Below are 23,104 nucleotides of genomic sequence, written 5' to 3' on the forward strand. Positions count from 1 at the left end.
TGCCGCGCGAGGCCGGAAAGTCACAGCCACGATGCCGCAGCGGAGCGGTGGAAAACCGCGCCCTGTTGCGCTAGGAAAAGAGCGCGGCAGCGGCGCCGCGAGCATCCGGTGAGGCCATGGCGATCACGATCCAGTATGAACGGCCCGTTTCCCTCGCGGCGCACTGGGCCCGGCGTCTGGCGCTGTTTTCCTGCATGCTCTTCGTCGCCGTCGTGCTGTCGCATCGCTTCGGCCCGCTCACCACGCCGCATTTCCTGGCGCTCGCCGGCTTTGCCTGCGCCATGGCGGCGGTCGCCGTGCTGCTGGCCGCATTCGGCCTTGCGCGCCTCTGGCAGGTCGGCGCGCGGGGCGGCAAGGCATCGCTCGTCGCGCTGCTTTTTTCGCTGCTGCCGCTCGGCGTCGCGGGCGCGGCCGGCTATTCCTATTTCTACAAGCCGGCGCTCTTCGACGTGACGACCGATACCGCCGCGCCTCCGCCATGGCTCGCCGTGCCGTCCGCCGAACAGGACTGGCTGCCGCGGGCCGGCGCCGTGACGCCGCGTGACCGTGAAATCCAGCTCGAAGCCTATCCCGCCCTTTCCGGCCGGCGCTACGAAGGCGCGCTCGATCGCGTCTATCAGGGCGTGCGCAAGGTCGCAGCCGCCTATGGCATCACCATCACCGCGGAAGACGGGCTCGACAATATTCTCGCCGATCTCGAGGACCTGGTGGTCGATCCGAGCAAGGCGGCGCAAAGCTCTGACGCCCTCGGCGAAGTGCCCATCCCCGAAGCCCGCCCGCTGGAAACGCCCATCAAGCCGCATATCGGCGGCGCTGGCGACGTGCTCCTGCAGGGGGAGTGGCGCTCGCCCGTCTTCGGCTTCCGCTTCGATGTGGTGATCCGCCTGCGCGAGGAAGCGGAGACGACGCTGGTCGACATGCGCGCTGCCTCCCGCTACGGCCCGCACGACCTCGGCATCGGGGCGGATCTGGTGGAAGGCTACCTCAAGGCGCTCGATGCCGAATTGCTGGGCATCGCCGGCGACTAGCGCCTGCCTTGTGACGCATGTTCAAAGGCCGGGAGCGGGGAAATAGAGCCCCTTCAGCGAAGGCGGTCCCTCCGTCACCACCTCGCCGCGCGCGACGAGATCCTCCAGATGCGCCAGCACCGAAAGCGCCGCCGCCCCGTGCAGTCGCGGATCGGTCTCGCGGTAGATGACCTTCACCATGTCGGCGATCAGTCGGTCGCCGGCGCGGATGCGTTCGCGCACCGCCCGCTCGCGCATGCGCCGGTGGGTGCGCAGCCCGCGAAGGAAGGAGGCCGGCTCCGTCACCGGCCCGCCATGGCCGGGAAAATAGATGCGGTCGTCCCGTTCCAGCAGCCGCTCCAGGGAGGCCATGTAGTCCGCCATCGCGCCGTCCGGCGGGGCGACGATGGTCGTCGCCCAGGCCATGACATGATCGGCGGAAAAGACGATGCCGTCCGGCCCGTCGAGTGCGAAGGCGGCGTGATTGGCCGTGTGGCCGGGGGTCAGCAGCGCCGTCAGCGCCCAGCCGTCGCCCTCGACGGTCTCGCCGTGGCCGAGCGCGATGTCCGGCGAAAAATCCGTGTCCGCGCTTTCGGCGAAGGGATTACGCTCGCCGGCATGGAGCGGCCGGGCGGCGCGGTGCGGCCCTTCGGCGACGATGAGCGCCCCCGTTTCCGCCTTCAGCCGCCGGGCGAGGGGAGAGTGGTCGCGGTGCGTGTGGCTGACGGCGATATGCGTCACCTCGCGGCCGGCAAGCGCCTGCATCAGCGCGCGGAAATGCGCCTCGTCCTCCGGTCCGGGATCGATCACCGCCACCGAGCGGTCGCCGACGATATAGCTGTTGGTGCCATGGAAGGTGAAGGGGCTGGGATTGTTGACGGTGAGGCGCTGCACACGCGGTGCGACCGACACCGCCTCGCCATAGGCCGGCTTGAAGGCGAGGTCGAAATGCGGTGCGTCGTCCTTCCCGTCGCTCGCTTTACCCGTCACTTGTATTCGATCTCGATGAAGCTCATCGGCTTGTCGCCGCCATTGACGACATTGTGCGCCACGCCCGCCTCGCGGCGATAGACGGCACCGGTCTTGGTGTGGACGCGCCGCTCGCCGGTCTCCTCCTCGATGAGGAAGTCGCAATCCGTCATCGGCACCACGACATAGCCGAGCCCGTGCACATGATGGCCGGTATCGGCGCCCGGCTCGAAATCCCAGCGCGTGACGCGCACCACCGCGTCGTCGAGAAGAACGGTGGGCACGGCCGGCGGGCGGGCGCGGAACTGGGACATGGCGGCTCCTCGGGAAGACGGCGGCAGAGGCTTTGGCTTGCAGCCGGGCGGATGATCTCTCCGCCGGAGCCTATCGCCGCAGCACCGGCCTGCCAAGCGGCAAACCCGCCGGAATCGCCGCTCGCCCCTTTAGAATAATCGCGCAAAATCGGAACTTAAGCATTGTCCGCGCCCTCCCGCTTTGCTATCAGGCTCCCGCCGTGTTGGGGCGTCGCCAAGCGGTAAGGCACCGGTTTTTGGTACCGGCATTCCCAGGTTCGAATCCTGGCGCCCCAGCCAGTACTTCCTTATTTCAAGTCAAATCCCGGTTCTCCAGCACTTCCGAGTTAGCTGGGAATCGAATTCGGGGCACTGTCGTACAGGATTGTCTTACACGACTGTCGTACACAGCTGTCTTACGGGAAGGCGGACAAGATCCTGCTCACCCTTTCAGAGAGGGTTCAGCATGACGGCAATTCAACACGTCTTCAAACGCGGTTCGGTCTACTGGTGGCGGCGGCGTTTACCGAATGGAATCGGTGCTCGTGCTTGGATGCGGCTCGAATTGAGCCTGCACACCAAGGAGATGGAGCTGGCAAGGAGAATCGCGCCCGAGGTTGCGCTCGCCAGTGATTGTCTTTTGCCAGCCTTGAAGAGCAAGATGATTTCTCCCGAAGACGCCAAGAGGATACTGATTCAGGTTGCGACGAAGCACAGCCATTATCTCGACGCCATAACGTCCGGCCGTGACGCCCAGAAATCCCGCAGAAGCGAGACCGTGTCGGCATGGGCCATTCGGCTCTATGCGGCCCAAGGGGAGAATGCTGCCATCGGTCCGATCGAGGAGCGCGCGTTGTACGCGGCCGGTCTGGACAACAGCATGATCGACGAGGTCAGGAATTGCCTTGAATTCCACAGGACATCCGGCTTCGCCCGCCCCGGCAGACAGAAACTCGAAGGTATCTTGAAGCAGTACAACATCCCACTTGTCGACGGTCATTTCCGGGAGGCAGAATCAATCTACATGCGCGGTATGGCGGCAGCGCTCCTTAACACGGAGCGGCGTTGGTCTGGGGTGCGGGAAGACGATCTTGCACTTGTGCAGGCCGCGCTGTCCGCTCAGGTCGTGCTACCGACCGCGATAGCCGCGACGGCGCCCTATGCACGGCCGGTCCCCGAGGAATTTCCGCTGGCTGCACAGACTCCGGCCATAGCCTGTCCGGTGGCCTGGCAACCCGGCGGGACTACAGCCGCCCAGCCTGCCGCGACACAAGAAGTTGAGGGAGATGATACCGACGGTGCCGACCTCGAAGAGGAGATGTTCGATACGGAAGGCCGTGGCCTTGTCGAACTTGTGACAAGGGCAGCGGGTGAGTGGCTGGCATCGGGCGACTGGAACAACAAGACCTGCAAGCAGCATATCGCCCTTGCAAATCTTTTCGTCCGATTCATGGGACATGATGATCCTCGAAGAATGCGGCAGTCGCACATCGCCGATTTCAAGAGTATTTTCTACAAAATGCCGAAGCACTACGGGAAATCTCCGAAGGATTTCGATTGTAGCGTCGCTGAAATCCTGAAGCGCGCGGAGAATTTGTCCGCCGATGAAAGAGGATTTTCCACCAGCACAATCAACAGACACATGACGCAGATGGGAAATATTGTCGACGTCTGCAAGCATGCAGGTTACCCCTTCGGTCACTATGAAGGTGTTGCAGGACTGCGATCGAAGAGGAAGGGAGACGTTCGCGACGAGCGAGGCCGGTTCAGCACTGATGAACTCTCGGCTTTATTTAGTCTTCCTATCTGGAACGGCTCGGCAAGCGAGAGCGAACGACTGGATAACGGTGAGACTGTTTTTCATGATGCGGCCTATTGGTTGCCGCTTATGGCGGTTTATAACGGCGCGCGGCGTGAGGAGAATTGCGGGCTTTTGCTTAGTGAAATTGACGACGATGGTGAATTGCCGTGTTTTCGCATCGAAAACAACTGGATTCGCAAGTTGAAGAATCCCCAATCAAAGCGCCGTACCCCGATTCACGCGGAACTTGTTCGATTGGGCTTTCTCGAATATGTGGCCGCGCTGCGTAGCTCTGGCCACAAACTGCTATTTCCGGAATTGCGAGCGGCGAATAGTGCAACGCCGATGGGAGACGTCTTCGACGACAACTGGCAGAAAATGCGTGCCGCTGCGCTGTCAAACGCCAAGGAGGAGGGGAAGGTGTTTCATTCCCTGCGACATTGGTGCAACAACGAAATGAAGCAGGGGGATATTCGGCCTGAAATAAGGAAAGACATCCTCGGTCATTCGAACGATGACGTGAACGAAGGTCGCTACACAGATCCTGCACGATTGAGGGTTATGGCGCAGGCACTGTCCGTAGTTCCCGTACCGAGCGCCAAGCTGTTGCCTCATCCAATCAGGTTGATCAAGCAGGTCGTCAATCACGAGAAACGCCTCGGGCGGTCGAAGAAGTCGGACTCGTGATCGTCTTGCGGCAGGAGCGGATGCTCTGCGGGCGAATTTGGGTCTCGATGCGCCAGTTGAGATGAAAGACGTCCGACGCGGAAATAATTGCCGGATCGTGACTGCTGGCGATTGAAAAATCAATCAATGATTGCATTTTGAGGGGTGCGACGGGGATGCATTTGTGGTGCGTCAACTTGTCGCAGTTTTGGCATTTTGAAGCGAATCCGCACTTCGGAAAACCCAATAAAATCAGTAAAAGATATTTGTAATCAATAGCTTATGTGTGTCGTCGATTTGACAGGTGGACCTCATGGAACGATCATGGAGGTACAGCAAACGTGCTGGATAACCGAAAGGATCACATATGAGTACAGTCATCAAGTTGAAGGGTCACAATCAGAAGAAGGGGAAGGGAAAGCCAGTTGCCGCGGCTTCGGCGACCGTCGGCGAACAAGACAACGCGCTCCGGCGCGCGTTGGAGAAGATCGTTGCGCTGAACCGGGATTCTACCCATCACGCCTTCGAGCTCGGCGCCTGCTTTGCCGAAATCAAGGCGCTCGTCCCGGAACGGGGCTTCGGCAGGTGCCTCAAGGTCTTCACGGACTACACCGTCCGTTCCGCCTGGAACTACATCTCGGTCCATGAGCGGCTCGGGGACTATCGGGACGCTCTGCTGAAGCATGCGATTCTGCCGACGGTGATGTTCGAGCTGGCCAAGGGCGAGCCCGCGCAGATCGAGGCGGTCATCGCGCAGATGGAGAGCGGCGAGCGCATCAAGGTCAAGGACGTCAGGGAGATGCTCGGCACGAAGCCGAAGCGCAAGAGCGATGCTGCCATCCTCAATGCAGGAGGTCCGGCCGGTCTTCGCAAGGTCGCGGAGTGGAAGATCGATCGGGATGCCGTTCAGTTCGGCCAACTGATGTCGGCGGTGCTCGATCAGGTTGAGAAGGCGCTGGAGCCGCTTGCTCGCGGGCGCGCCGTCCGGAAGGGCGCGCTTCAGGACAAGATCGTTCATGACTGCCGGCACGCGCACGATCTCGTCAACAGCATCGCCGCGCCGCTCCAGCCTCAAATGATCAAAAGCGACAACTGGCGGCCGGCCAGGCTTCCGGAAGGGACCGTCTGGCGCGAGGTCCAGATGCTGCTTCACCGTATGGGCGGGGTCGAGTCCTGGCCGGCCCGCGACGACTTCGTTCCCTGGCTTCAGAATGAAGTCGTGCCGCTGCTGCGCTTCGTCGTCCACGGCGAGCCGTTGCCTGGCGAGGTCGAAGACGTCGATGAAGAAGCCACCGTTGAACAGGTTGAGCGTCGGGCAGCCTGATACCGTGCTCGCCTGCAAAATCCAAAGGCCCCCGCGATCGTGCGGGGCCTTTTTGCGTTTGGGGGCAGGTTTATGCGGTGGGAGCAGTATGCTTCCCGGATGTGTCGTCTTGCGTCGCCGCGGCCGACGCGGTCCACTCGCTGACGAGGATCGGGAAACTCGCGCCGGTCGCCGGACACCAGACAACCCCCCTCGGCAGGTCGAGTGCGATAATGGCGCGTTCGCTGAGGCCCTCAGGAGCGGTGATCCTTCTGGTGAACGCGGCGAGGGCCTTGTGTGCCGATGCGCCATCCGCGCCGTTGTCGAAGCTCATGGTGTATCCCTCACCCGAGCCCAGGCCGTCGCAGGGGAAAATCCTGTAGCGGTATCGATAGCTTCGAATAGTGCCGTTGCGGCCGATCTTGCGGGTGACATAGGGCTCGAAATCCTTCGGGTCGCGGTCGCCGGCATGCCACCGGCCGATGACGACGATCTGCCGATGGCGGATGAGATCGCGTTCGGCCGACCGCCGAATCTCCGCCTCGAAAGCCGCCGCCTTCATAGCCAGCGGGTGTTCCGCCGATACAGGTTCTCCGTTCAGGAAGGTATGCAGGGTATCAGGCGTTACGACGATTGCGGCATCCTCGCCCGGCAGCAGCAGTTTGCCTCGATAGGAAAGCTTGCTTTTCGCCCTGGCCTTCAGCGCGTCATCGAATGCGTTCGGGAAGTCGGGTGTATCCAGTGTCAGCATCTATTGAACCGCAAGCGCCCGCTCTATCACCCCAGCAAGCGCGCCATCGCCGTACATGCCTTCGAAGTCTGCTGAGGAGACCCGCGGCATTCCGGGATTGCGTCGACGAATGTGGCAGCTGTCTTCAAGAATGGTCCGCCCGAACGGCAGATATTCCACTTTGATGCGGTAGCCGTCCACATAGTCGAGCCTGTAGCCCTTATCGGAACTTATTTCTCCTCCATGTTTGTATGCCGCCCTTTGCAGCTCCTCCTCTATGAGGGCGTAAGCGCTTTCGTCCCTTCGCCCTGAAGCATCTCTCGAACCGAACCGGCGCGGGCCCGCCAAGGCAAGAAGTTCTATGAGAAGACGAAGCTCGAAACCGGGCGGCAGGGCCTCGTCAATCCAGATGTAGACGACATCCTCGTCGCAATATTCGTTATGATGATGCTCGATGATCATATTCCATGTCTTCCATGGTTGTCCGGGTTCGTTGTTGCCGGATAGCCGGTCGCGAGAAGGATTGCATTGCCGATCATCTGAGGGATGAACGGCACGACGGCGTTGCCGATGGCGCGTATTCTGGCCATCATACCCGATCGCATCGAGTGCAGAGAGCAGGCGTTCCAGTCCGCGAGAGCGAATTTGGGAGATGTTTTCCAGAATGACGAGTCGTGGAGCGAGTTCTTCCGCAAGGCGGATGACCTCCCGCCAGAGCCCCGTCCTTGATCCGTCAATGCCTTCGCCGCGACCGGCGATGCTGACGTCCTGGCAGGGAAAGCCGGCGCAGATGACGTCGACCGCGATGCCGTCGTGTTTGAGAATGTCGGCGTTGAGCGTTCGAACGTCATGATAGATGGGCGCTTCCGGCCAATGCTTTGATAGAATGCGGCGTTGGAATTCTGCGATCCCGCAGAAGGCGACGGTCCTGAACCCGCCCGTGCGCTCCAGCCCGAGACTGAAACCGCCAATTCCACTGAACGGGTCGAGAACACGCAGACTGGTCATGCGGGCTCCCGCTTGCGCGCCTTCCTGTCCTTCCAGCCCGTAAAGCGGTTCCACTCCGCGACAAGGATCGGAAACTCGGGAACTTGCGGCGGACACCACACGACACCGAGCGGCAGGTTGAACAGCCCGATCAGCATCTCGTGCAGATGGGGATATGTCGTGATCGCCTCGCTGAAAGAGACAAGCGTTCGGCGTGCGAGCGTCCCGCTCATCGTCCGGTTGAGATTCACGACGCAATGGACCTTCGGCCAAGCGTCGTCGCGCGGAAAAATCTGATATTCATACTGACGGCTTTGCGTGGAGCCGTCATGCTCGGTCCTGTTAAGGAGATAGGGCTCGAACACACTCTTGTCCTGGCCGTCGCCGCTCCACCGGCCGACAATGGCGATCTTGCGGCAGAAGAGGCTGAGGTCGCCAGCCATTTCGCTTCGGATTTTCTCCTCGTGCCTGGTCGCCAACGCCATCAGCGGATGACCGGCCGGCGCGGGCTTTCCATCGAGAAGGATACTGAGAGCGTCCGGCGTGACAATGATCGCCGCATCCTCGCCCGGAGCGAGGAGCTTGCCCTGATATTCGATCTTCCGCTTCTTGCTGCTCTCGCATGCCTTCTCGAATTGCGCCGGGAAGTCTGGTGTCTTTAGTATCATCTCGTAGCTACTCCGTACTTGTTGCTATAAGAAAATGAGAACTGCAAAAATCACCAAGCACAACCCCTATTATGACTATTTTTATATTATATCGAAGGAGCGAGGCCAAATCCTTTATTTTCAGGGTATGAGAGTGCCGCTAATTTCTGGACTGCCGGCCGTTTGGAAGGGGAGGCGAAAAAAGTCAATGTTGACAATTGTTTTGCTATTGACAGGCTCGAATTCCTGCCGAACCATTGGTGTCGCAGCGTATGGTTTCCGAACCAAAAGGATTGAAGTTTCCGAGTGCAGTATCGCGTAAACGGAGAAAAATTGGAATAAGATGGCGAACCTCGCAGTAAGTCTCCAGCGAAAGCGAAGAAACGGCCGGCGAGCAAGGTGGAGGCTCAGCGGGCGAAGGATTTGCAGGCGATCGGTGATTATTTCAATCGGGCTCTTGGTCTGGTCTGATCGAATGTCGGCAGACGAGGTGTGGTCGCGCCGCCTGGCCGGTCTTCTCTCACGAGGGTGCGAGAAGGATGCGCTAGGGGCATGCTCTAGCGTTCCGAAGGCGACCCGCGTTCGGCATTAACCATACCGGAGCTCTATCTGTTCCGGATGTGTTCCGCCGGCTTGCCGGAAGGGAATCTCCGGGCTATGCCAGTCTGGTCTGTGGAAACTGAAACCTCTGAAGACACTTAGCGGCCCCCGAGGATGTTGGCGCATCCGCCGAGGGCCTGACCAGAAACCTTCTGTTGAAAGGCTACCGGCTATGTCGACCCTTAAATGCTTCGCTTCCCGGGTGGAAGCTTCTTCTCCCCGTTCTCCTGTCGAGAACCGCCGCTCCGTGTCGATGTCGCGCGGCCGCGGCTGATCGCAACCGATCGTCCGTTCTGCGAAGTCCGATGCGGAAATCGTTTCCGCATCCGTGGACCTGTGTCCGCCGTTCGCAGGGCTGGTGATCCCGATCCTTCGACAGGAGAGATATGATGGACCTGAACACAGATAATGGCGTGCCGACGCCAATCTATCCCCACACGGCCGATCTCGCGGTCCTGCTGCCGTCCCTTGAGGCTCTCGTCGACGAGATCGTCGCGACGGGTCTGTCGCGCGATGCCCTTAGTCGGGCGCTCGATGCGGGCATGATCGAGGTGACCGCCGTGCTACGCGCCGTGCCGGCCGCCGAGGGCAAGCTGCTGGAGCGCGGCATCGCCTTGGTTGCCGGCCGCAATCCCGATCTCGTCGTGCTGACGCAGAACCTGCGCCTGCCGGTCACGAAGGCCGCCAGCGAACTCGTCGAGATGAACGATCCGGCATTGTACCGCTCGCTCAGTCTCGATGCCGATAGCGGCGGGCGCAAGACTTACACGCCTGATCTACTGATCCTGAACCGCAGGACCGAGGTCGCGCATCTGGTCGACGTGAAGAGAAGCCTCGGCTCGTACGAGTTGTCTCGCATCGCCGAACTGAAAAGCAGGATGCTGGCGGCGGCACTGGTCGTTCCCGATTTGCTCTATAAAGAGCATCGCAGGCTGCGGGCGAAAGAGGTCCGGGTGGTCGTCCTCAATGCGGAAAACCAGCGCGCCGATATCGACGGCGGTGTCTGGCCGCTCTCGCATCTCGATCATCTTCTTGAGGTTACCGGAGCCGGCGAGGCCATGGCGCATCTGCGCGAGCTTTTCCAGCGCCGGGTCGAGGAGAACTGGTCGGCGGCGCTGGCCAGCTGTCGGCAGGTTACTTCTGCCGGCAATGCCCGGAAAGCGTCGACGCTTCATTGCGATGGCGACGACGTCTGCGGAACAGAGACTCGGGGCCGGCCGCGGCTTCCCGTCGCGATAGGCTTTGCGCGCGCGCCGCGGGCCGCCAGCCCGTAGCTGCCCGGACCACACCTTCTTCCCTTGCTGAAACTGTTTTGACGCCTGGTCCTTCGGACAGGCGATGAGGAGACGTCTGCCATGACGCAACCCGCTTCCAATGTCATTCCCTTCCCGATCACGCGAACCCTGCCGGTGATGACGGCGCCGTCTTTGCAGGAGCGGGCGGCCGCGTTCACCGCTGCGGTCGAATCTGCCGGTGAGCACAGCGCCCTGTCTGAGGACTGCGCTGCACATGTCGCCGCGGTCGTGCGCGCCTCGATCCGGTTTGCCCGCCGCAAGGGCGTTCGTCTCGATAGCCTGCCGCCGCAGTTGCGCGTCTGGCTGATCGATCTCTGCAATCAGGGTGACCCGACCTGCCGCATGATCCGCGACTGGCTTTCCGGAAACCGCCTGTTCTGTGCGTCCCTCGTGAAGGAGACTGTATGATGGACACGCTGACGGATCGGATGACGCGCTATCTCCTGAAGCGCCTTCGCCGCCGCGCCGTGCTGACGCTCTATGAGCGGGCGGGCGATGCGGGATTGCTGACGTCCGCCTTCATCGAGGGGGAGGAGCGGAAAGGGACGATCTGGAAGGTGACCGATCAGGCCTGGCATTTGCTGACCGGCAATCCCGATCGGGATCGCGCGACCGTCGCGCGGATGATGGGCGTGGGCCGCGCTCCTCGTCAACGCGCCGACGAACCCATCACCTTTATCGTGCCGGATGAGGATGCGGTCGACGGAGTTGTGACGTTCGAATGCCGAACCGTGGGCGCATCGGAGGATCAGCCGAAGGGCAGGCGAAGGAAAGTCCAAAGGGTCAGCACAGCGGGTAGCCGAAGCGCTGGCACGCTGGATATCGACTTTCCCTATGTCACTGCGCTTCTTCGCGAGCATCTGCCGCCGCCAAATCCCGTCCGTGCGGCCGTTGCGCTGCTCGTTGCCCGCGCCGTCGGCGCCAGTCTGCCTGATATACAGACGCTGATCGAGGCGCTGCGTCCCGCAGCGCCGTTTGTCCTGTTGAAGGCGCCCGTGCCGCGCTTCGAGCTGTGCCTCGGCATGATGCTTGAGGATGGCTTGCTCCTGCCGTTCCGGGCGGCGCTCGAAGACGTGCTTCGTGATAATCCTCTGTCCGGCCGGTACAGGCAGCAGCAGTCCGCGGTGAATCGGCGCAAGCTGAAGACGCTTTCGGGTATCGCAGTCGAGAATACGGACGATCAGGACATCCGGAAGCAGTTTCGTCAGGCGCTCCTCGATGAGCCTGCGCCGATCCTCCTTGCCGACGAGACCCGTTCCGCCCTGACGCCGGTCGTCACCGAGACCGCCGATCTCGTCCTCGAATGTGGTGGGATCGATTATGAGATGCTCGCGGAGCTGCTGCATGTCTGCTGTGGCACTCCCCCGAAGCAAAGCCTGATCGCCATGGATGACATGGCGTTCGATCCGGAAAGCCTGACCCTCGACGACGTCGCGCTTGCAGTTCGCCCGGGGAGGGCGGTCGAGCAGACGCTGTCGGTGCTGGCCATGCTCGCCGAGCGCTCGGCGGCCGAGGAAGAGGAAGAGCGGGAGGGCAAGGATGAGCGAGGCCGGAAACAGCGGTCGGGAAAGGGGCGGGCCAGCGAGACGACGTCGCAAAGGAATGCCGGAAAGAAGAAGCCGCAGGATGTCGGTATCGAAGTGATCGAGCCGGTCACCCCGCCGGATAGCGACGCGGCCGCGGCTGATGCGGCGGGAACACCGTCACAGCAGGATCGTCTGCTGTCCGTCGAGACGCTTGCCGGTTACGGCCCGGCGCGTGACTGGGCGCTCAACCTCAAGGCTGATTTGCTGCTCTGGAAGCAGGGGAAACTGCGCTGGGACGAGATGACGACGAAGCTTCTGTTGTCGGGGCCGCCCGGAACCGGCAAGACGATCTTTGCCCGGGCGCTCTGCAACACGCTCGAGGTTCCCTTGCTGGCGACATCGGTCGCCCGCTGGCTCGAGCCCGGCTATCTCGGCGATGTGCTGACACGCATGTCGGCATCCTTCATCGTCGCCACGGAGCGCGCGCCGTCAATCCTGTTCATCGACGAGTTGGACAATATTGGCAGGCGGCAGGGCGCGGGCAGCAGAAACTACGACGACTACTGGGCGTCGCTGATCAACCGCATGCTCGAACTGCTGGACGGGGCTTCGAAGACGGAAGGCATCATCGTCGTCGGGGCCACCAACCTTCCGGAGAGGATCGATCCGGCGCTGTTGCGCTCCGGCCGGCTGGAAACCCACGTCCAGATTCCAATGCCCAACCTGGAGGCATTGGTGGGCATCCTCGGTCATCACCTCGGCTCCGATCTCCATGCGGTGCTCGCTTCCGCGCCTGTGGCGTACGCACGGCGACGTCTGCGCCCGCCGCCGCCCATAAATGGTAAGCCGCCAGTCCGGCATGAGCCGGATTACAAGCCGCAAGCAGAGAAAGGACGCCGTCATGACTGAAGCTGCCGATCATTCCCGGTCTCCGGGTAGCTTGCGTCCGCTCGCACTGCTGGCGCTTGGCCGGACGGGCGCCGATATCGAGCGTCTCGTTCGCGAAGTCAGGAGCAAGCTGCGGCGTGAAGGACGAGCGATGGTCTGGGACGATCTCGAAACGGCCCTGCGCGATGGACAGGCGGCGATGTCCGACGATCTGCGCCGGCGGGCAAGCGTGCATGAGGCGGGACATGCATTGGTCTACACGTTGACCGGCATTGCCGAGGTGCAGGCCGCGAGCATCGGTCTCCACGGCCTCGGTATGGTCGCAACCGTCGCGAACGATTGTTTGCCGCAGAACGAGACCTGGCTGACGAACGCGATGGCCGCGATCCTGGCGGGGCGGACGGCGGAGCTGTTGCTGTTCGGCGAAACGCTTGCAGGGGCTGGCGGTGCAGATGAGAGCGATCTGGCGCGGGCGACGGACATGGCGCTGGCCGCGGAGACGCGGCTCGGCTTCTCCCGCCATCAACCGCTGCTCTACCGCCCGCCCACCGCGGCGATGAACGAGCTCGCCCTTGATCGCGACCTAGCCGAGCGGGTTCATGCACGGCTCCTTGCTGCCGAGGCCATTGCAAGGCAACTGCTGGAGGAGCATCGGAACCTGCACCGCGAGATCGCCACACGTCTGAGTGCAGTCGGGATCATGTCGGGCGACGAACTGCGGGAAATAATCAACGCCGCAAAGTGCGAGGCTGGCTGACTCGAATACGTCGCCGACATGGTCGATCAACGTGCGGGGGCGGCATTGCGCCGTGTCCGCACGTCGTTCTGCATCAAGTCGATTTGCGCCGATCCGATGTGGGTTGCGGGCATGTTGAAACACATCATCTCAATTTACCCTGACGCGATTCCCGGCAGGAAATCCGCGTTGCCGGATTGGGAAACCGCGATTCAGTGGCAAACCCCGTTTGCAGGAAACGGCGTTTGCGGGCGAGGGGAAGCGCGGTCTGCAAACCTCGTTTGTCACTTGCATCGCCGCCGGCGAGGCTGGGTCTCCAACACAAGGAGACAAGCATATGGCCAGGAAATCGATACGACAGAGGAATGCCGAGCAGCGGGTTCGCCAGCAGAGGGTGAGGGACGATGCCCGGGAGAACAGGCGGCCGACGCGGGACGATATCGCCCGCACGTTATTGTGGCAGATGATCGTGACGGCGAAACAGAAGAAAAAACGCGACGAGATACTCGACAGGCTCTGCGACGAGATCGTCGCCGAACTGGTGCTCCAGGGCTTCGATATGTGCGAGAGCGAGGTCGTGTTCGAGGCGCTGGCGGAGAAGTACGAGCCCGACATAAGGCCCTTCCGTATCAAGCGATATCTGGAGGGGAAGGCTTGTACCCGCGGGGACCAGCAGTGATGCGCTGTCTGTCGGTGTCCAGGCCGCCTTCTAGGCGATTGATCCGGCATGCCCCCCGCATCCTCTCGGCAAACGATGTCGTCTAATATTCTGCGCTCTCTCCCCATTACTTCGCAAAACGACGTTTGCAAAAGGATGCGGGCGACCCCTTCATAAAAGGGTGAGGGTCATTCAATGATCTCGGAGGAGGAGGTCTCGTTTGCCGAGCCAAATGACTCGTATCATTGTCTCAGATTATTGGTGACGTTAGGCCTCTCGAAGAGTTGGGAGTTATCGCCAGTTTAGTCGCCAATTGGGAATTTAATATCGCGTAAATGATTGATAATGCAATCTTATCCATCATTATACACGAAAGACAAGCTGTGCGGTTAACGTACAAATCTCTGGCACAATCCGCACAACTGGCCTAGGATGCCGGTCATGGATTTGCCCGTCGCCTCGCCCGTTGCCGTCCCGGCCTTCACCGCCGCCCTGCCCGGCTGGGCGCTGCCGCGCGGGCGCGAGCCGGACGCGCTTGCGGCGGCCTTTTCTGCCGGCATCGCGTTGAAATCGCTGGATGATCTTGTCCGCTCCGCGCCCGCCTGGGCCGGCTGCTGGCGCTCCCGCCAGGCCCTCAAATGTGCCGCCGTCGCGGTGCGGCTGATGGGTCGCAGCGAGGACGAGCCGGCGTTGCGCGATGCCGTTCTGCTGACGGGCGCCGGCGACGATCCGGGGCCGGCCGGCCGGATGCTTTTGGCTACCAAAAGACTTTCCGTCCGAAAGCCCGCCTTCTCCTCGAAGGCGGTGGCGGAGCTCGCCGATCTGTTGGGGCTGGCCTGGGACGATCGGCTCACCGCGGCCGTCGACCATGCCGACGACGCGCTGCAATCCGGCCGTCCGGCGCCGTTCGCGGCTGCGGACCTGGTCACGGCCATCCACGCCGCGCGCCCGGATGCCGAGCCGCTCGCCTGGATGCTTGCCGACCTGCTGATCGCCGCGTTGCTGAAATGGGATTGTGCCGTGCCGCTGCTGATGGCGGAGCGCTACGGGCCGGCCTTCAAGACGCTTGGGGGCAGGGGCCGCGTGCGCCCGGGGGAACCCGCCTTTGCCCGCGCCGTCTGCCTTGCTCTCGTCGAGGCAACAGGCGCCGCCCTGCGCACCGCCGGCGAGATTTCTCGCCGCGCCGAGACGCTGATCGTCACCGCACCAAAGGTTCGCACCAAGGGCGCCGGCGCCGTCATCCAGGCGCTTCTCAATGAGGACGCCGTGGCGGCCTCGGCGCCCGGCAGCAATCTCTCGCGCTGGGCAGCGACCCGGCTGTTCGACAGGCTGGAAGGCTTTGGCGCCGTCCGCGAATTGTCCGGTCGCAGTTCGTTCCGGATCTATGGGTTATGATGATGAGCGAACCAGAGACGGCCAGCACGCGACGAGGCCGCAGATCGACATCGGAGGACGAAGTCCTCCTGGATCGAGAACTGGTGGATCTGCCGCCGGACCTGCGCTGGCGCGAATGGATGCTGAGGGTCGAGGCGGTGATCTTTGCCGCGGCCGAGCCGGTCGGCCGTGAGACGCTGGCGCGCGTCGTCGGCAAGGACTGCAGCATCGACCTCTTGATCGACGACCTGCAGGAGGAACTCCGTGACCGGCCCTACGAGATCGTCTTCGTCGCCGGCGGCTGGCAGCACCGAACGCGCTCGCGTTTCGCCGTTTCGATCAGGGCGTCGCAGGCCTCGACGCGGAGCGCGGCGCCGGCGCTGTCCGACTTCGAGGCCATGGTGCTGATGGCGATCGCCTATTTCCAGCCGATCACCCGCGGCGACCTGTCGAAAATCTTCGGCAAGGAGGTCAGCCGCGACACGATCGGTGCGCTGCGTGGCGCCGGCTTCCTCGCCTCCGGCCCGCGCAGCCCGACGCCGGGTGCGCCCTATACCTATGTCACGACGAAACAGTTCCTCACCGCGTTTGCTATGGAGACGCTGCGCGACCTGCCGGATATTGAGGCGCTGGAGGATGCGGGGCTCTTAGGTCGAGGAACGTTGCACTATGGTGAGCGAGCGCCGGCCAAGTTGATCGGGGATGATGAAGAGCCCCAAGATGTATAGGTAGCGTTGTCAAGGGTCGGTATCGCGTGATTATCGGTACTCGTTGGGCTTGACGAAATGGCTCCTAATTTGGCTAGAATGGCTTGCGAAGAACGAACGGGGAACATATCTTTAGTGTCAAAGGGCGGCCATTCTTCATATGAAGGCTTGATGTTTGCCGTCGGCGTCCTGGCGGGACTGATCTTTGCAATCTGCGTATTGGTTGGGTTCCATTTGGGGCCGGAGGATCTTCAGAGCGTGACAATGTCCTATGCTGACTTAGCTGCGATAATGTTGGGAGCCGTGTCAGTCATCGTCACGGTGCTTGGTGTGGGGATCGCTGTGCTGGCCCTATGGGGGTATGCGCAGTTTAAGCAATCAGCCGCGAAGGCTGCCCACGATCACGTAGATGACGAACTAAAGGCAGGAGTACTCCGTGACCAAATCAGCCATTTGATCGTGGCGGAAGTTACCAAGCAAATGGACGACGGCAAGCTTCGCAAGATTATGGAGGAGCGCGTCGACCGACAGAGAATGCTAGGCGCGAGTCAACGCGCGGCAGAGCAGGCCTCTGATCTGATCGGCGATGAGGAAAAAGAATATGGCGAGTGAGGTTCGAAAATGATGAGTAGGGAGTGGTCAAGTCTGCCACCTGCCACCAGAGCTTCGCTCGAAGAAGTCCAAGCAGCCGTGCCTGTCAAATTGTCGGCTCTCGCACGACTTCTGGGGCTGACGATTAAATCTGCGACGCTGGCCGCAGGAATTTCCGGGGAGATACGCCCGGATCCGGCTAATCCGGGTCGGTACGTCATCAGGGTCAATCGGCATGATTCACCTGAGCGGCAGCGCTTCACCATCGCTCATGAGATTGGACACTTCCTACTGCACAGAGAGCAGATTGGGGACGGCATCACTGACGATGTACTCTATCGTTCAACGCTTTCCGATCGAAGGGAGGCAGAGGCCAATCGAATTGCTGCCGACATATTGATGCCTGATCGCTTAATCAACCAGGCTCTTGACAGAGCAAAACTTATTGGTGTGGATGACGTCCCTGAGTACCTTGCTCGTCAATTTGAAGTATCAGATGCTGCGATGAAAATTCGACTCGGTTTGAAATAGCGGGAGGGGCGAGCTAGTTGCGCGATCTACATGACGTCAGTTACGTACCTCTATTGTCTGTCCGGCCGGCGGAGCTTCGCGCACTGAAAGAGCTTCCGAATAGGAGCAAAGACCGTCTCTTTCCATATTCTACATTGCGCCCTTGGACGAGCGCGCGCCACCTCGACACTGTTCTTTCCAAGATCGACGAGGCCTACCCTGATCGTCCGCTGATCGTCGATGCTGGTTTACCGGATGCGGGGGAGACGGGGACACGGCCAGTGCATTTGGAGTTGCAGGAGTTGCGAGAACCGACCGATGGCTATCGGAATTGGTTTGAATTCCTTGAAGGCAGGGAGAATTTCGTTCCTGCCTTGCAGTTGTCGGATCCGGACGAGCTCGAGCGACAAATCGAACTGTTGGCGTCGCTCGGCCGTGGGATAGCCGCGAGGTTTCCAAGTCACCTGTTTGGGACGGCGGCGGGTGTCGCCCAGGCAATCGGGGAATATGTGCCCGGTGATCAAATTTGCATCGTCCTCGATTTTGAGCAGGCTAGCCGGCATTTGCTTACTCAAGCATTGACTACGAAGAACACGATCGAAAACATACTTGAGGCCGTTCCCGCGTGTGCGGTATCGATTTCAGCCTCGTCGTTCCCTATGGATTTTACAGACCGTACCGAGCAGGAGATATACGAGCGGCGTTTCTTCAACGAAGTTCGAGAACAGCTGCCGGGCTCAAATCTCATCTACAGCGATCGCGGCAGCGCACGGGCTGAACGTCAGAATGGCGGCGGCGGAGCTCCCGCCCCTCGGGTTGACCTCGCCACGGTGGGACAATGGGGCTTCTTCAGAGAGATCGATGTTGGCGACCGTGACCAAGCCTACTTCGATGCTGCTACCCGTGCCATCAACTCCCCATACTGGGACGAGGATCTCCATGTATGGGGAACGCAGATGGTGCAGAGAACCGCGGCGGGAGATGAAACAGCCATCGTGTCGCCGGCGCGCTCAACCGCTGCGCGAATCAACATACATCTTCAGCAGCAACTCTTTTATGACGACCCAAATAGTAAATATGACACCGACGAGGATTGGAGCGACGATTGAAATGATCTTAGCTCGGATGCGCAGACTGCCGACGCGATAACCAGAGTTCCCACCGCGATTTCTGTTCTTCGCTATGATCATTTGCGCGCTTGCGGGTCGATGCGAAGCGGCTGAGAACCGGGAGGTAGCTAGCTGCTACCGTCCTACGTCGCGAAACGAGTGCCCAGAACGATTTGCTGGTTGCGCTGTAGCGCTGCTTAAACTCAGCAAGGAGAGCTGAGCGTAGTTCATCTAACGGGTGTCCTCGTAGAACTTCCATAAGTTCGCGACGCGAATGGCGCCCATCGAACCGCATAGCGAGCCGTTGCAGCGTCGTCTTCGGCAACGCGTGGAGAATTGCGGACTTCCTGGTCTCTTCGTCAGGCCGGTCAAGCGACTGTCGACCTCGAACCTCAGTTATGAATCCCGCGTCGGAAATAGAGTACAGCGAAACCGCCGCACAAAGCATTTTTGCCGCGGACGCGCGGTGCTTTTCCGCGACGAGTACATAGACATCGTCGAACACTTGAAGATAGGCGGCCGTTTGACCCTGTAGGCGCGATAAAGAATCGAACTCGCTCTTGATCTCCACACCTACGAACCGCCCGCGTTCAAGGATTGCAAGATCAGCCCGACGCGTCGCCCCGTGCACCTGATACTCGTTCGAAACCAACGAGCGGCGAGTGATCTTGCCGTCACTCAGCAAGAACTCCAAAAATTTCGCTTTTAGCGTGGCCTCGGTGGCACGAGAATTGACGATATCCATGGCGCGACCTCTAGCCTAACAAGATGCTTCCTTGCCACTTATTTCAAGTGGTGAGTTTTCACGAATGAGTCATCGTTCAGGGCAGGAAAGCACACCTCGATTAACGACGAGTGGATCGTCACTGCAATATTGAGCGGCAAGCCGACACTTGCCGAATCCGACGCGACGGCTCGGGGTCACGCCGCAGGTGGCGCGTCGGATCGTGACGGAGCTGGGCCCGCGCGAGGTGACGGGAAGGTGGTTTCGGGCGTGCTCAAAACCTATCTGATAAGATTGCTTGGATCATGCCTCCAGCTTGGAGAATTTCCACCTCCCGCTGGGTTTGAACCGCAGCCGTTCCGACAAGTCGCGTGCGGTGCTTATCGGCATTTTGAATGACCACGCTAACTTCACCTCGTGGTGCGACGTCGGTCGCATCAACTTCGATCCTACACTGCGGGCCGATGGATATGGGAATGGCAGTATCGATCGCGATGGGAAGTACGCCCATGCCGATCAGGTTCGTGCGATGGATCCGTTCGAAGCTGCGAGCGATGACGGCGCGCACGCCGAGCAGCGCGACACCTTTCGCCGCCCAGTCGCGCGAGGAGCCGGCGCCGTATCGCTCGCCGGCAACAAGGACAACAGAGTGGCCGTCCTGCCGGTAGCGTTCGGCGATTTCCCAGAGTGGGCCTTCCTCCATGCTCGGCGCATGAATGGTGCGTGACGCGGGGTGACCATCAATCAGGAGATTGCGGGCGGCGCGATTGTCGAAGAGGCCGCGCACCATTGCCTCCCAATTGCCGCGCCGGGCGGCATAGACATTGAGATCGTCGGCGGGGTCGCCGCGCGAAACGAGGTGACGACCGGCATAACTTGCGGCGCTGATCTGGCCGGCCGGGGAAATATGGTCGGTCGTCATGTCGTCCCCGAGCACGAGCAGGGGGTGCGCGCTATAGGCGCCGAGGCGGCTGGCTGGCTGTGCCGAGGCAAAGGGCGGACGACGTAGATAGGTGGAGGCGTCATTCCAGGGAAAGAGCGCGGATGCAGGGGCATCGAGTGCCTGCCAGGCCTTGTTTTCGGCGGCTTGCGAAAAGGCCTGCCGGAAATCGGCCGGCTCGGAAAAGCGCTGCACGACGGTGTCGATCTCATCGGCGGAAGGCAGGAGGTCGCAAAGACGGATCACCTCGCCCTGCGGCCCCCGTGCAACGTCCGCATTCATCGGATCGACGGCGAATTTCCCCAACAGCGACAGCGCGACAACGAGCGGCGGCGCGGCAAGGAAGCCGAATTGAAGGGCGGGATGGACGCGGCCGGGAAAATTGCGGTTGCCGGAGAGCAGGGCGGCGGCGACCGTGCCCTCGGCGATCGCCTCTGCCATGTCGGCCTGTAACGGGCCTGAATTGCCGATGCAGGTCGTGCAGCCATGGCCGACGATGCCGAAGCCGAGGGCTTCCAGGTCGGCAAGCAGGCCGCTGCGGGAGAGAAAGCGTTCCGCAGATGGCGAGCCGGGGGCGAGCGAGGTTTTGACCCAGGCCGGTGGGCGCAGGCCCAGGCGACGCGCGTTTCGCGCGACGAGCCCCGCGGCAGCCAACAGGCGCTGATCGGAGGTGTTGGTGCAGCTTGTGATGGCGGCGATGGCGATCGCACCGTCCGGGATGGTTTTTCCCGGTTCAAAGGGGCGACCGCTTGCGGCCTCCAGCGCCTCGGCGGCGGCGGAGATCGCCACCTTGTCCTGCGGCCGGCGCGGTCCAGCGAGAAGGGGTGTGATCGCCGAAAGCTCGAGCTCAATCACGCGGCTGTATCGTGGTACTGCTGCTGGCGTGAACCAAAGGCCCAGGGCCTTTGCAGCGGCCTCAACGAAGGCACAGTGTTCGGGGCTGCGACCCGTCTGGCGTAAATAGGCGACAGTCTGTCTGTCGATCGGGAAGAAGCCTGTCGAAGCGCCGTATTCGGGTGCCATATTGGCGACCACGGCGCGATCGCCGCAGGAGAGCGTAGAAAGGCCTTCACCGAAAAACTCGACGAACTCTCCCGAAACGCCGTGTTTCCTGAGAAGGTGCGTGACCTCAAGGGCAAGGTCCGTCGACAGCACGCCCGGCCCGAGCCGACCGGTGAGCCGGACGCCGACAACATCCGGCAGTCGGATCGTCACCGGCATCCCGAAGAAGACGCTTTCGGCTTCGAGGCCCCCGACCCCCCAGGCAAGCACGCCGATGCCGTTGATCATCGGCGTATGGCTGTCCGTTCCGATCAGCGTGTCGGGCGCGGCAAAGCGCCGGCCATCGCGCTCCGCGACATCTATCACGGTCGCGAGCTGTTCGAGGTTCAGCGTGTGCATGATGCCGGTACCGGGTGGATGCACGCGCACGCCCGGAAGCGCGGTGGTTGCCCATTTCATCAGCCTGTAGCGCTCGCCGTTGCGCTCCATCTCGCGGCTCATATTGTGTTCGCGGGCGCCGCTGCGGCCATACCAGTCGACCGCCACGCTGTGGTCCACGGAGACATCGATGGGAAGCATGGGCGTCAGGCTCGATGGGTCGCCGCCGGCCTCCGCGATCGCGTCGCGCATGGCGGCGATATCCACGAGCGCCGGAACGCAGGTCGTATCGTGCATGAGGACGCGGGAGGGATGGAAATCCACCTCGGCCTCGCTCGTACCTTCGGTGAGCCAATTCCACAGCGCATCGGTGAAGGCGGGCAGCCGGTCGGGATCGCGGCGGGCGACGTTTTCGAGGAGGATGCGCAATACGAACGGCAGGCGCTCGACATCCGCGAATGCCGCGCGAAGATCGATGGCCCCGACGGCACCAGTCGCAGTTTCGATCTGTATGGCCATGCACAACTCCAAATATGATTTTTAATGCTTAAAAAACCAATTATTGGAGAATGTCAACGAAATATAGCGAGACCTTTGGCTTTTAACCGGCGTGATATGCAAAATTTGCCGCTTGTTGTTTCCTTTGTGCTCGCCATGGAATAACCTCCCGCCGATTGCTTCAGAAGACCGGATGAAACCCATGCGCTCCAGCCAGCTCGCCCAGACCATCGCGAACGAGATCACGCTACTCGTCACCTCCGGCGAGCTTTCGGTGGGTGATCATCTGAAGACGCAGCAATTGGCCGATCGCTTCGGTGTTTCCCGCTCGCCGGTGCGCGAGGCGATGGACATGCTGGCGACGCAGGGTCTGCTGGAGCAGAAGGAAAACCGCGGCTTTTTCGTCCGGGAGACCGCGGGTGGCGTCGTTGAGCAGGTCCGTGACGATGCCGAGCCCTTCGAGGTCGCCAACGACTACCAGCGGCTGGCCGAAGACTGGCTTACGGACCGTATCCCCGCCGAAGTCACCGAGCAGATGCTGCGCGAGCGGTACGAACTGACCAAGTCGCAGCTCAACGACGTTTTGATGCGTGCGACCCGCGAAGGCTGGGCGGAGCGCAAGCAGGGATACGGTTGGCGATTCCTGCCCGTGGCGAAAACACCGGAAGCTTTCGAGCAGATCTACCGGTTCCGCATGCTGATCGAGCCGGCCGCGATGCTGGAGCCCGAATTCCGGCTCGACCGCAAGATCATCGAGGAGCAACGCCGGCTTCAGATGCGCATGCTGGATACGGATATCGAGCGGCTGCCGGCCGAACGCCTTTTGCACAATGGTGCGCTCTTCCATGAGGAGCTGATCAAGATGGCGAACAATCCGTTCTTCCACATCTCCCTGGTGCGGGTGAACCGGATGCGTCGCCTGCTCGAATACCGCTCCCGCGTCGACCGCAGCCGCACGGTGCGCCAGTGCCAGGAACATCTCGAAATTCTTGATCTTCTTGAGCGCGGCGAGGTCGTCGAGGCCTCCTACGCCATGCGCCGGCATCTCAGCGGCGCGCTCTCCAAGAAGTCGCCGATCACTTGGTCGTGGTCGCACCAGGCGCACGAAAAAGACAATCTCGAAAAATAGGGATTGCATTTTCAGATTTAAAAAGCCAATAATCTG

21 protein-coding genes, 1 tRNA gene and 1 pseudogene are annotated in these 23,104 nt (G+C 61.4%); 16 read left to right on the forward strand and 7 right to left on the reverse strand.

Going from position 1 to position 23,104, the window contains the following annotated elements; all coding sequences use genetic code 11:
- Positions 1–122: 122 nt before the first annotated feature.
- Positions 123–1,028 carry a DUF1499 domain-containing protein gene (locus DSD28_RS01300; protein WP_119254951.1) on the forward strand — a complete coding sequence of 302 codons (906 nt, stop codon included), beginning with the start codon at positions 123–125 and terminating at the stop codon, positions 1,026–1,028.
- 21 nt (positions 1,029–1,049) lie between these two features.
- On the opposite strand, the gene DSD28_RS01305 is transcribed toward DSD28_RS01300, so the two are convergent.
- Together DSD28_RS01305 and DSD28_RS01310 are read right to left on the reverse strand one after the other, a co-directional pair.
- Complete coding sequence (locus DSD28_RS01305) at positions 1,050–1,997, reverse strand: MBL fold metallo-hydrolase (RefSeq protein ID WP_119254547.1); 948 nt, start codon at positions 1,995–1,997, stop codon at positions 1,050–1,052.
- Positions 1,994–2,290, reverse strand: coding sequence for a cupin domain-containing protein (locus DSD28_RS01310; protein ID WP_119254548.1), 297 nt, complete (start codon positions 2,288–2,290; stop codon positions 1,994–1,996). The genes DSD28_RS01305 and DSD28_RS01310 overlap by 4 nt, the downstream gene beginning before the upstream one ends.
- Positions 2,291–2,494: 204 nt before the next feature.
- On the opposite strand from DSD28_RS01310, the gene DSD28_RS01315 reads away from it, so the two are divergent.
- The 3 genes from DSD28_RS01315 to DSD28_RS01325 all read left to right on the forward strand — a co-directional run bounded on the left by DSD28_RS01315 (position 2,495) and on the right by DSD28_RS01325 (position 6,060).
- A tRNA-Gln gene (locus tag DSD28_RS01315) sits at positions 2,495–2,569 on the forward strand.
- 166 nt (positions 2,570–2,735) lie between these two features.
- Positions 2,736–4,757 carry a site-specific integrase gene (locus DSD28_RS01320; protein ID WP_162911172.1) on the forward strand — a complete coding sequence of 674 codons (2,022 nt, stop codon included), beginning with the start codon at positions 2,736–2,738 and terminating at the stop codon, positions 4,755–4,757.
- 346 nt (positions 4,758–5,103) lie between these two features.
- The gene (locus DSD28_RS01325) at positions 5,104–6,060 is read left to right on the forward strand and encodes a hypothetical protein (protein ID WP_119254550.1); all 957 of its coding nucleotides are present in this window, start codon (positions 5,104–5,106) and stop codon (positions 6,058–6,060) included.
- 70 nt (positions 6,061–6,130) lie between these two features.
- Here the strand turns inward: DSD28_RS01325 and DSD28_RS01330 are convergent, their stop codons facing one another.
- From DSD28_RS01330 to DSD28_RS01340, 3 genes are read right to left on the reverse strand one after another with little or no spacing between them, the layout of a single operon-like run.
- Positions 6,131–6,790: a hypothetical protein gene (locus DSD28_RS01330; protein WP_119254551.1), complete on the reverse strand. Its 660-nt coding sequence runs from the start codon at positions 6,788–6,790 to the stop codon at positions 6,131–6,133.
- Positions 6,791–7,777: a DNA cytosine methyltransferase gene (locus tag DSD28_RS01335; RefSeq protein WP_119254552.1), complete on the reverse strand. Its 987-nt coding sequence runs from the start codon at positions 7,775–7,777 to the stop codon at positions 6,791–6,793. It lies immediately after the preceding gene.
- The gene (locus tag DSD28_RS01340; protein WP_119254553.1) at positions 7,774–8,424 is read right to left on the reverse strand and encodes a hypothetical protein; all 651 of its coding nucleotides are present in this window, start codon (positions 8,422–8,424) and stop codon (positions 7,774–7,776) included. Before DSD28_RS01340 ends, DSD28_RS01335 begins: the two co-directional genes overlap by 4 nt.
- Positions 8,425–9,389: 965 nt before the next feature.
- On the opposite strand from DSD28_RS01340, the gene DSD28_RS01345 reads away from it, so the two are divergent.
- The 10 genes from DSD28_RS01345 to DSD28_RS01390 all read left to right on the forward strand — a co-directional run bounded on the left by DSD28_RS01345 (position 9,390) and on the right by DSD28_RS01390 (position 18,397).
- Positions 9,390–10,277 (forward strand): hypothetical protein, encoded by an 888-nt coding sequence (locus DSD28_RS01345; RefSeq protein ID WP_162911173.1) that lies wholly within the window; start codon positions 9,390–9,392, stop codon positions 10,275–10,277.
- Between the two features lie 81 nt (positions 10,278–10,358).
- Entirely contained in the window at positions 10,359–10,706 is a 348-nt protein-coding gene (locus tag DSD28_RS01350) for a hypothetical protein (RefSeq protein ID WP_119254555.1), read from the forward strand.
- A complete protein-coding gene (locus DSD28_RS01355) occupies positions 10,703–12,733 on the forward strand; it encodes an ATP-binding protein (RefSeq protein WP_162911174.1) in 2,031 nt (676 codons plus the stop codon). Before DSD28_RS01350 ends, DSD28_RS01355 begins: the two co-directional genes overlap by 4 nt.
- Complete coding sequence (locus tag DSD28_RS01360; RefSeq protein ID WP_162911175.1) at positions 12,726–13,469, forward strand: ATP-dependent Zn protease; 744 nt, start codon at positions 12,726–12,728, stop codon at positions 13,467–13,469. The genes DSD28_RS01355 and DSD28_RS01360 overlap by 8 nt, the downstream gene beginning before the upstream one ends.
- A gap of 316 nt (positions 13,470–13,785) precedes the next feature.
- The gene (locus tag DSD28_RS01365) at positions 13,786–14,127 is read left to right on the forward strand and encodes a hypothetical protein (protein WP_162911176.1); all 342 of its coding nucleotides are present in this window, start codon (positions 13,786–13,788) and stop codon (positions 14,125–14,127) included.
- A 420-nt stretch (positions 14,128–14,547) separates the two neighbouring features.
- Positions 14,548–15,501, forward strand: a complete 954-nt coding sequence (locus DSD28_RS01370) for a DUF1403 family protein (protein WP_119254559.1) — start codon at positions 14,548–14,550, stop codon at positions 15,499–15,501.
- On the forward strand, positions 15,498–16,208 hold the full coding sequence (gene scpB, locus DSD28_RS01375) for an SMC-Scp complex subunit ScpB (RefSeq protein WP_119254560.1): 711 nt from the start codon (positions 15,498–15,500) through the stop codon (positions 16,206–16,208). Before DSD28_RS01370 ends, scpB begins: the two co-directional genes overlap by 4 nt.
- 150 nt (positions 16,209–16,358) lie before the next feature.
- On the forward strand, positions 16,359–16,799 hold the full coding sequence (locus DSD28_RS01380; RefSeq protein ID WP_119254561.1) for a hypothetical protein: 441 nt from the start codon (positions 16,359–16,361) through the stop codon (positions 16,797–16,799).
- Between the two features lie 9 nt (positions 16,800–16,808).
- The gene (locus tag DSD28_RS01385) at positions 16,809–17,309 is read left to right on the forward strand and encodes an ImmA/IrrE family metallo-endopeptidase (RefSeq protein WP_119254562.1); all 501 of its coding nucleotides are present in this window, start codon (positions 16,809–16,811) and stop codon (positions 17,307–17,309) included.
- A 17-nt stretch (positions 17,310–17,326) separates the two neighbouring features.
- On the forward strand, positions 17,327–18,397 hold the full coding sequence (locus DSD28_RS01390) for a beta family protein (protein WP_119254563.1): 1,071 nt from the start codon (positions 17,327–17,329) through the stop codon (positions 18,395–18,397).
- Positions 18,398–18,404: 7 nt separating this feature from the next.
- Here the strand turns inward: DSD28_RS01390 and DSD28_RS01395 are convergent, their stop codons facing one another.
- On the reverse strand, positions 18,405–19,142 hold the full coding sequence (locus DSD28_RS01395) for a sce7726 family protein (protein WP_119254564.1): 738 nt from the start codon (positions 19,140–19,142) through the stop codon (positions 18,405–18,407).
- A gap of 163 nt (positions 19,143–19,305) precedes the next feature.
- On the opposite strand from DSD28_RS01395, the pseudogene DSD28_RS26355 reads away from it, so the two are divergent.
- A pseudogene (locus tag DSD28_RS26355) lies at positions 19,306–19,410 on the forward strand (helix-turn-helix domain-containing protein); the annotation flags it as partial.
- Here the strand turns inward: DSD28_RS26355 and acnA are convergent.
- Complete coding sequence (gene acnA / locus DSD28_RS01405; RefSeq protein WP_119254566.1) at positions 19,396–21,960, reverse strand: aconitate hydratase AcnA; 2,565 nt, start codon at positions 21,958–21,960, stop codon at positions 19,396–19,398. The pseudogene DSD28_RS26355 and the gene acnA overlap by 15 nt on opposite strands.
- A 172-nt stretch (positions 21,961–22,132) precedes the next feature.
- Between acnA and DSD28_RS01410 the strand changes: the two genes are divergently transcribed.
- Positions 22,133–23,068, forward strand: coding sequence for a GntR family transcriptional regulator (locus DSD28_RS01410; RefSeq protein ID WP_245424702.1), 936 nt, complete (start codon positions 22,133–22,135; stop codon positions 23,066–23,068).
- Positions 23,069–23,104 lie beyond the last annotated feature (36 nt).

Source organism: Shinella zoogloeoides (assembly GCF_003574625.1).
GTDB lineage: Bacteria > Pseudomonadota > Alphaproteobacteria > Rhizobiales > Rhizobiaceae > Shinella > Shinella zoogloeoides_A.